This is a genomic window from Paracoccus laeviglucosivorans (assembly GCF_900182695.1).
GTDB classification, from domain to species: domain Bacteria; phylum Pseudomonadota; class Alphaproteobacteria; order Rhodobacterales; family Rhodobacteraceae; genus Paracoccus; species Paracoccus laeviglucosivorans.
The window spans coordinates 1-6,241 of sequence record NZ_FXTK01000052.1 but is presented as its reverse complement, the minus strand read 5'-3'; the positions used below and the strand labels follow the sequence as shown (position 1 = coordinate 6,241).

The window sequence follows — 6,241 nt, the reverse complement described above, 5'->3', positions numbered from 1 at the left end:
ACCTCCGACCAGTACCTGAAAGCCGCCGCCTGACATGAAACCCATGCTGAAGCTTAGCTGAGCGGCAAACCGGTCCAAATTCCCGGACCACCTCTCCCCATCAGTGTTTCTTGGTCGGTCCTTGACAGTGTCCAACTCCGACGACCGGGGGAAGGCCCTCACCCTCCGGCGAGGGCCTGACTTCCCTTATGGAGAACGTTCATGCCCCAAGGCCGCCCCATTCGATCTGTCAATTACGAGGACGCTAGCGGTCATTTCCGGATCGTCGCTGACACAAACTCTATGGGCCGCGCCCTCTTAAGCCGCTGCAACGTTGAGAATCCCGCGTTTCGCGCGGCGGTCAGAGCCATTGTCGAATTCGAACAGGATGGCGGCGACGCGGAAGACGTCCGTAACAAATTTATCGACGCCTTAATCGAGGCAGGGGTTTACGTGAGGGCGGAATAATGGGCGGGCCGAAGCATTCTGACGAATATGATGATCGTTTTTTGGACTGCGAGGCGGACCTCGAGGCCGATATTCTCGCGGTGCTTGATAGTGCTGCTGCCGCAGGCTGGAAGCGCGCGGAAGCTTTAGCTGCCATAACCTCTCTGATCGACAACGTCGCCCTGGGCGATCAGGCCAAGACTGAGACGCAACGCAAGATTGATGAAGCGATGCAACGCTTGCGGGACTGAAGCGGCCTCCCCGCGCTAAGGTGGAGTGTCCCCCCAGCGTGGAACAAAAGCTGTCATATGCGGTTGGTTGGTGCGCTGTCCCTCTCCGGTCACTTCCGAGCGCAATGCCCCTGCGATGAAGTTCCCTCTGGTCGCAGGGGCCACCGCCCAGCAACTGACAATCTGGACGAGACGTTCCTATTCTGTTCTGTTGGCGCGCAGGAGGGAATCAGAAATGGGTAAGCCATATGTTTTCACAATTTTATGCAGCTGCGGACATTGCGGCCAGGTGCAACTTCCCCGTCCGGTCAGCAGGCAGGATGTCTTGAACAAAGCGCAATGCTCTACGTGCGGCAAGCTCGGCGCGGCGGATATGCAAATTACCACCCAGGCAAATGCGGCTTCTGCACAGGGCTTCTGATGGGTGATTGGTGGGCCCGCGTCCAGACCTTTGCTGAAATCGAATCCGCCGACGATTGGACAGTGCTTCGGAACGGGCTGGTGGTTGGTCGGGTCTTCAAGGATGTCACCCAGCATAACCGCGCGGAGACCTGGCGATGGTCAGTGATCACCGTTCCGCCCGCGAACCGCTATGCGGAGACTCTTGCACAGGCACTTGACGAAGTGCGCGCGCGAGCCTCCGATAAATGGGGGCATCCGCCGTATAGCTGGAAAACTCTAGCGTGACTTGCTCTTCTGATCATTGATGGAAGTGCGGTCCGTTTGGATTAGGTAAACGACCCATGGATGATCGTGACCCTGTAAACTCGGATGACAGCCCTGAGGGTAGACGCATGTTCGAGCGCGTATGTGTATTTGAAGCTAGAGCACATCTGCGCGACGTGATCTCCCAGCTGCAGCATAGCGATGTCGTTGGCTGGATAACTTACGATCGCTATGTCGAACAATACGGATGCACTGACGCTGAAGTCAGGGAACGCATGCTTGCCGGGCAAATAAAATTCAAAAAGATTCGCAGTAAACTTCTGCTGCTGGCAACGTAGCCAGAAGCGTGTGTCCCGCACCAAGGATTTGCGGGACATCTTACCCGGCGATCATTAGCTCGAATAGGCCTGATGCTAGCCAAGGTCGCCCTGCCGGAGGCATTCACCGCGCCCGCGGTTGAACCCGCGCGCGACTTGGGCACCGAGGCCGATGCGGAACTCGACGCCTTCTTCGCCGCCACCAGCGCCGAGATCCGCCATAGCGCCGAAGCGCAGGCCTATTATGACCGGCGTGCCGACTTCATCCACATGCCCGACGTCGCGACCTTCCACTCTGCTGGGAGCTATTATACCACCTTGGCGCATGAGGCCTGCCATTGGAGCGGCCATGCATCCCGTCTGGACCGTTTCAGCCGGTTCAGCGACCGCAAGGCCTACGCGTTCGAGGAGTTGATCGCGGAGTTCGGCAATTGCATGCTCTGCAGCCAGTTGGGCCTGACGCCTGACTTTGGCCAGTCCGCCGCTTATGTCGAAGGCTGGCTACGCGCGCTGAAGGATGACAAGCGGATGATCTTCAAGGCTGCGACCGAGGCGCAAAAGGCGGCAGATTATCTGATCGACATGGCCGGCGGACAGACGGCCGGTCACGTCGTTGCGGCCTGATTGAAGGGGAGGCAGAATAACCTCTGTCGCGCAAGCGGCAGGGGCGCGCCGGGAAGCGGAGAACCCGGTCGGGCCGGATTCGAGACCCTTCCGATCCCTGTCTTGGCGCAGGGGCTTCTCGCATGAAGAATGGCGCGGCAGTCGCCGCGCCTTCCGGGTTATGTGCCGTGAAAGGATTAACCCTCGACCCAGCTGAACTCGGGCGCGCTTTCCAGCGCTGCGCGGTCAGCCGTGAAGACGATGAAATAATCGTTCTCCGAGTCGCCGTCGCGAATGACGTCAAGCTGATCCATGGCGACGGCCACGGTCTTGGCACCCAGCCCCAGGAAGCCGCCGATGTCGATCAGCACAGCCTTGACCTGGCCGTCGTCACCGATGACCAGATCGCTGATCGTGCCGACGTCGTCCCAGTCCGGGTTCACCTCGGTCATCTCGGCACTGGCGTCGACCTCGGCTTCCGAGACGTAAAGATTTTTGCCGATGAACGTCTCGGCCGACATATCTCCCGCCATCCCGACATAGCCAAACCCGCCGGCGGCATCCTTAGCCGCCGCGTCCGTCGTCGGAATCGCGGCACCAGCACCTGCGCCGTCGACCGGGGCAGGCGTAGCAGCACCATCTGCGGGCATCTCGGTCGTGGCCGGACTACCGCCCATGTCGCCGCCCTCGGCGGGGGCCATCGTCCCAGCGGGCGCTTCCGTGGTCGCGGGCGGCGTGGTCGTGTCGGTGGCGGTCTGCGCCATCGCAGGTGCGGCCAGCATGGCAATCAGCGCGGTCGAAGCAAGAAGCTTGTTCATGGATATTCTCCTGAATGACTTGATCGGTTTGATCGATTGCTTTTCCAACGATTGCGGAAAACCGTACGTTCCAAGAATGAGCGCGCTCACGGATGACTTTTAATTGAGGCCAATCACAGGATTTGGCTGGAACAATTTCTGGCTTCGATCTTATGGAATTGCGGTTGCGTTGATTGACGTCGTCGAGTCCTCGCGGCTCGCAGTTCGATCCGGACGAAAAAGGGCGGAGTGGAAATCTCAAGTCGATGTTTTTCGCAAAGGCTGCAAGCGGTCCCATCGGCTTTGAAAGCTTGCGCCAGTTGCTCAAGAAAATTGACTACGGCGTCGGATATCCCGGCCGGGGCTTGTTATAGCCGGTTCCCGGAGGGTCGTTAACGGGTTGTGCCGTGCCTGACGGCGGCCGCTTGTCCTGCACCGATGGCTTGCGATCCGGAAGCGGCGTCTGTTCTTCATCGGCTGGGAGCTTTTCGGTTTTATCGGTCATATCTCGTCCTCCTGCCTGTGCAACCAGCACAGAGGTCGCCCGTTCCAGGAAACTTGTTCGCCGACCGCTTGGGCCAAACAGCAGGAACTTCGGCCAACGATTCCGACTTGAGGAATGCAGGTGCGTTGAAAGGAACGATGAGATGACCAGGATCACCTATGAAATTGTTCAGCATGACAACGGTTGGGCCTACAAGGTGGACGATGTATTTTCCGAGACCTTTGAAACCAAGGCGGCGGCAGTCGCAGCTGCGCAGGATGCTGCTGCACGTCAGGAACTCTCGGGAGAAAACGAAACTATCCAGTTTCAGGATGAAGACGGCAAATGGCACGTAGAGGATGTGGAAGGATCGGATCGACCAGATGTCGAGGTCGATGAAAACCCGAAAGCCTGAGGCTCACGCTCGACCCCGCAGAGGAGAAGGCTGTGGCCGTTGCGGTCGAGAACGGCGTTCGACGCCAGCATGCAGATCGGCCAGAGCGTCAAGGCTGCGCTCGGCAAGACGAAACAGCCGCAGGCTATATTCCTACCCACCAGCCCGGCACCGAACTCCCGTCAAATGATTCCATTTTCTGACCTACGGGCAGGTCGTGTATCGGATACGAAAGCCCGCCTCGGACATTCCGGGGCGGGGCCTTTTCTTGCATTCCGGATTGGGCGATCCCCCCTGCGCCACGCGCTGCATCGCAGAACCGAGTTTCGTTAATGCTTTATTCATCCTGATCCCATACCAAAAGGTCAGCAATCAAAGAGGATTTCATGCGCGAGCCTTTGCCAGTCCATTTGAGAGAAGTGATCTCGGAACTCATCTTTGCCATCAAGACGGGGGAGCGAAGCCTCGCAGTGTCGGGTTCACCGGTATGGGATCGAGCCATGCTGGAGCGGGATATCGCGCTCTGCAAGAAAGAGCTGGATCGTTATTTTGCTATTTACGAGCCGGATGAGTCGATCGAGCCGGAGTTTGACGCACCAGTCAGACCAAGCGCCGTCATCATTGCGTTCCCGAAGAAATACGTTCAGCAGCACGGGTTGCCGTTTACCGGATGTTAAGCCGGGTGGGATAGCTATGGCCGATCTCGTGTGAAACTACTTTCCGCCCTCGGTTCGCCGAGGGCGGGCTTTATAAGTTTCAAGGAACGGTCGGAGACTGATCCGCGTCTATCCGCGCGATGATTTCGTCGAATTCAGCATCGACCTCTTCGTCGGACATATCAGCAACAACGATCTTTTCGTCTAGGGTATCGCCGGGACGAGTATGCTCGGCTCTTGGGGTTTCCACATGGACACCTCCATCACACCAGTTCGAGGATTCGGACGGGATACATAATTTCTAGCATATTAACCTGGACAAATGCAGTAGCGTTTCGAAAATGCTTCAACTGCTCGAGTACAGTGTCGTCGGCCCCCGGATGTGGTTTGCAGTCCATTCCGGGGGCTTAACCCCCTATGGACCTGCTGGATCATAGCGGGGCTGGAAGACCATAATCACCGTTCAGTTCATCTGTCTATCCAGCCCCGCCAGCGCATGGGTGAGTCCGGACGGTCTAGGATAGCTGCAAATTCTCGAGCTTGAGCACGGTGTCGCCATAGTGGTGCGCCGATTTCGGCGTTAGATCTTGCTGCCGCTGATAGAAAGCCAGCCAGTTCGGCAGATCCGCGGTCGGGTACGTGCTCGACCAATAATGGCCGGTCAGGGTGAATGTCGCTTCGTCGCGCGTCGCGTTCATGCGCGTCTTCTGAGCCCCTGCGCTGAAAATGAAAAGCCCCCGGCTGGAAGGCCGGGGGCTAAGGAGGGATGTCGCCCTTCCCACCGGTTACAGGCGGTCGTCACCGCGAAGGGTGTCATCCCGCCGTGCTGAGCCAGCGTCGTCACGGAAGAAATCGTCGACATGACGCTCCGCATCTTCCTTCGCCCAGCCGTATCGCTCCTGGAGCTTGCCCGACAGCCGGTCAGCATCACCCTCGATCTGGGTCATGTCGTCGTCGGTAAGCTCGCCCCACTTCTGTTTCACGGAACCCTTCATCTGGTCCCATTTGCCTTTGATGATGTCGCGGTTCATCTCGACCTCCTAGGAATGCTGTGCCGATCAACGGGCGGCGACGGGTCGGTGTTCCTGACATTGATTTAATATAAGAACCCCCTTCGAGGGAACGCGAAGGGGGCTCGGTGGAGGGGCACACGCTTCTCAACGGCGCGGCCCCACATAAGTTCCCCCATTATCGTTTCTCACGACTGCCCCGCCATTGCGTGGGGCTTTTCTATGGAGCACCCTAAATGATCAAGACCGCATTGGTGATCGGGCATAACGCCCGATCCCAAGTTGCTGTCCGCGTCACTGACCGCCGCATCGAATACAACTGGAACGGCGTCCTCGCCGACGCCATCCGCGAATGCGCGCCTGACCAATATGTCGTTATCCGGCGCGCACCCGGCACCGGCGAGATCGGCCGCGCCTATCGAGAGGTGAACGCCTCGGGTGCGAAGGTCGCCTGACGCGGTCGAGGTGCAGTGGCAAGGTGTAATCCCATCGCGTCTGGCGCAGGTGACGGACTTGTACATCCATATAGCGACCCGTGCGCTGCCCGCACGGGTCAGGCCGGACAAATGCCGTCGCCGGGGATCGACCGGGCAGGGGGCCCGGCTCACCCCGGCGCCGCAGTCTTTTCCGATCACATGTCGTCCGCCTCGCATCCGCC

The 6,241-nt window shown here is 58.8% G+C and carries 11 protein-coding genes; 7 read left to right on the top strand and 4 right to left on the bottom strand.

Translation table 11 applies throughout. The annotated features are described in order from the left end of the window. The first annotated feature begins 446 nt into the window (after nucleotides 1–446). The 4 genes from FN835_RS20715 to FN835_RS20700 all read left to right on the top strand — a co-directional run bounded on the left by FN835_RS20715 (nucleotide 447) and on the right by FN835_RS20700 (nucleotide 2,263). Nucleotides 447–677: a hypothetical protein gene (locus FN835_RS20715; protein WP_142665131.1), complete on the top strand. Its 231-nt coding sequence runs from the start codon at nucleotides 447–449 to the stop codon at nucleotides 675–677. Between the two features lie 399 nt (nucleotides 678–1,076). Further along, a complete protein-coding gene (locus FN835_RS20710) occupies nucleotides 1,077–1,343 on the top strand; it encodes a hypothetical protein (protein ID WP_142665130.1) in 267 nt (88 codons plus the stop codon). A gap of 56 nt (nucleotides 1,344–1,399) precedes the next feature. Next, complete coding sequence (locus tag FN835_RS20705; protein WP_142665129.1) at nucleotides 1,400–1,660, top strand: hypothetical protein; 261 nt, start codon at nucleotides 1,400–1,402, stop codon at nucleotides 1,658–1,660. Nucleotides 1,661–1,732: 72 nt separating this feature from the next. Continuing rightward, nucleotides 1,733–2,263, top strand: a complete 531-nt coding sequence (locus tag FN835_RS20700; protein ID WP_185958790.1) for a zincin-like metallopeptidase domain-containing protein — start codon at nucleotides 1,733–1,735, stop codon at nucleotides 2,261–2,263. 176 nt (nucleotides 2,264–2,439) lie between these two features. Here FN835_RS20700 and FN835_RS20695 read toward each other — a convergent pair whose 3' ends face one another. Next, nucleotides 2,440–3,060 (bottom strand): PRC-barrel domain-containing protein, encoded by a 621-nt coding sequence (locus FN835_RS20695; RefSeq protein ID WP_142665128.1) that lies wholly within the window; start codon nucleotides 3,058–3,060, stop codon nucleotides 2,440–2,442. 316 nt (nucleotides 3,061–3,376) lie between these two features. Next, nucleotides 3,377–3,544 (bottom strand): hypothetical protein, encoded by a 168-nt coding sequence (locus tag FN835_RS21405; protein ID WP_185958789.1) that lies wholly within the window; start codon nucleotides 3,542–3,544, stop codon nucleotides 3,377–3,379. Between the two features lie 142 nt (nucleotides 3,545–3,686). On the opposite strand from FN835_RS21405, the gene FN835_RS20690 reads away from it, so the two are divergent. Continuing rightward, on the top strand, nucleotides 3,687–3,938 hold the full coding sequence (locus tag FN835_RS20690) for a DUF2188 domain-containing protein (RefSeq protein ID WP_142665127.1): 252 nt from the start codon (nucleotides 3,687–3,689) through the stop codon (nucleotides 3,936–3,938). 365 nt (nucleotides 3,939–4,303) lie between these two features. Then, a complete protein-coding gene (locus FN835_RS20685) occupies nucleotides 4,304–4,594 on the top strand; it encodes a hypothetical protein (RefSeq protein WP_142665126.1) in 291 nt (96 codons plus the stop codon). Between the two features lie 494 nt (nucleotides 4,595–5,088). Here the strand turns inward: FN835_RS20685 and FN835_RS20680 are convergent, their stop codons facing one another. Both FN835_RS20680 and FN835_RS20675 read right to left on the bottom strand, forming a co-directional pair. After that, nucleotides 5,089–5,271: a hypothetical protein gene (locus FN835_RS20680; RefSeq protein WP_142665125.1), complete on the bottom strand. Its 183-nt coding sequence runs from the start codon at nucleotides 5,269–5,271 to the stop codon at nucleotides 5,089–5,091. 87 nt (nucleotides 5,272–5,358) lie between these two features. Beyond that, nucleotides 5,359–5,604, bottom strand: coding sequence for a CsbD family protein (locus tag FN835_RS20675; protein ID WP_142665124.1), 246 nt, complete (start codon nucleotides 5,602–5,604; stop codon nucleotides 5,359–5,361). 215 nt (nucleotides 5,605–5,819) lie between these two features. Here FN835_RS20675 and FN835_RS20670 point away from each other — a divergent pair, with 215 nt between their 5' ends. Beyond that, nucleotides 5,820–6,038, top strand: coding sequence for a hypothetical protein (locus tag FN835_RS20670; RefSeq protein WP_142665123.1), 219 nt, complete (start codon nucleotides 5,820–5,822; stop codon nucleotides 6,036–6,038). Nucleotides 6,039–6,241: the final 203 nt, after the last annotated feature.

What these genes read in the sequence shown, in the direction of transcription:
- FN835_RS20705 (WP_142665129.1), top strand. Translation starts at nt 1,400, where the DNA reads ATGGATGATCGTGACCCTGTAAACTCGGATGACAGCCCTGAGGGTAGA.
- FN835_RS20695 (WP_142665128.1), bottom strand. Translation starts at nt 3,060, where the DNA reads ATGAACAAGCTTCTTGCTTCGACCGCGCTGATTGCCATGCTGGCCGCA.
- FN835_RS20715 (WP_142665131.1), top strand. Translation starts at nt 447, where the DNA reads ATGGGCGGGCCGAAGCATTCTGACGAATATGATGATCGTTTTTTGGAC.
- FN835_RS20675 (WP_142665124.1), bottom strand. Translation starts at nt 5,604, where the DNA reads ATGAACCGCGACATCATCAAAGGCAAATGGGACCAGATGAAGGGTTCC.
- FN835_RS20710 (WP_142665130.1), top strand. Translation starts at nt 1,077, where the DNA reads ATGGGTGATTGGTGGGCCCGCGTCCAGACCTTTGCTGAAATCGAATCC.
- FN835_RS20700 (WP_185958790.1), top strand. Translation starts at nt 1,733, where the DNA reads ATGCTAGCCAAGGTCGCCCTGCCGGAGGCATTCACCGCGCCCGCGGTT.
- FN835_RS20685 (WP_142665126.1), top strand. Translation starts at nt 4,304, where the DNA reads ATGCGCGAGCCTTTGCCAGTCCATTTGAGAGAAGTGATCTCGGAACTC.
- FN835_RS21405 (WP_185958789.1), bottom strand. Translation starts at nt 3,544, where the DNA reads ATGACCGATAAAACCGAAAAGCTCCCAGCCGATGAAGAACAGACGCCG.
- FN835_RS20690 (WP_142665127.1), top strand. Translation starts at nt 3,687, where the DNA reads ATGACCAGGATCACCTATGAAATTGTTCAGCATGACAACGGTTGGGCC.
- FN835_RS20670 (WP_142665123.1), top strand. Translation starts at nt 5,820, where the DNA reads ATGATCAAGACCGCATTGGTGATCGGGCATAACGCCCGATCCCAAGTT.
- FN835_RS20680 (WP_142665125.1), bottom strand. Translation starts at nt 5,271, where the DNA reads ATGAACGCGACGCGCGACGAAGCGACATTCACCCTGACCGGCCATTAT.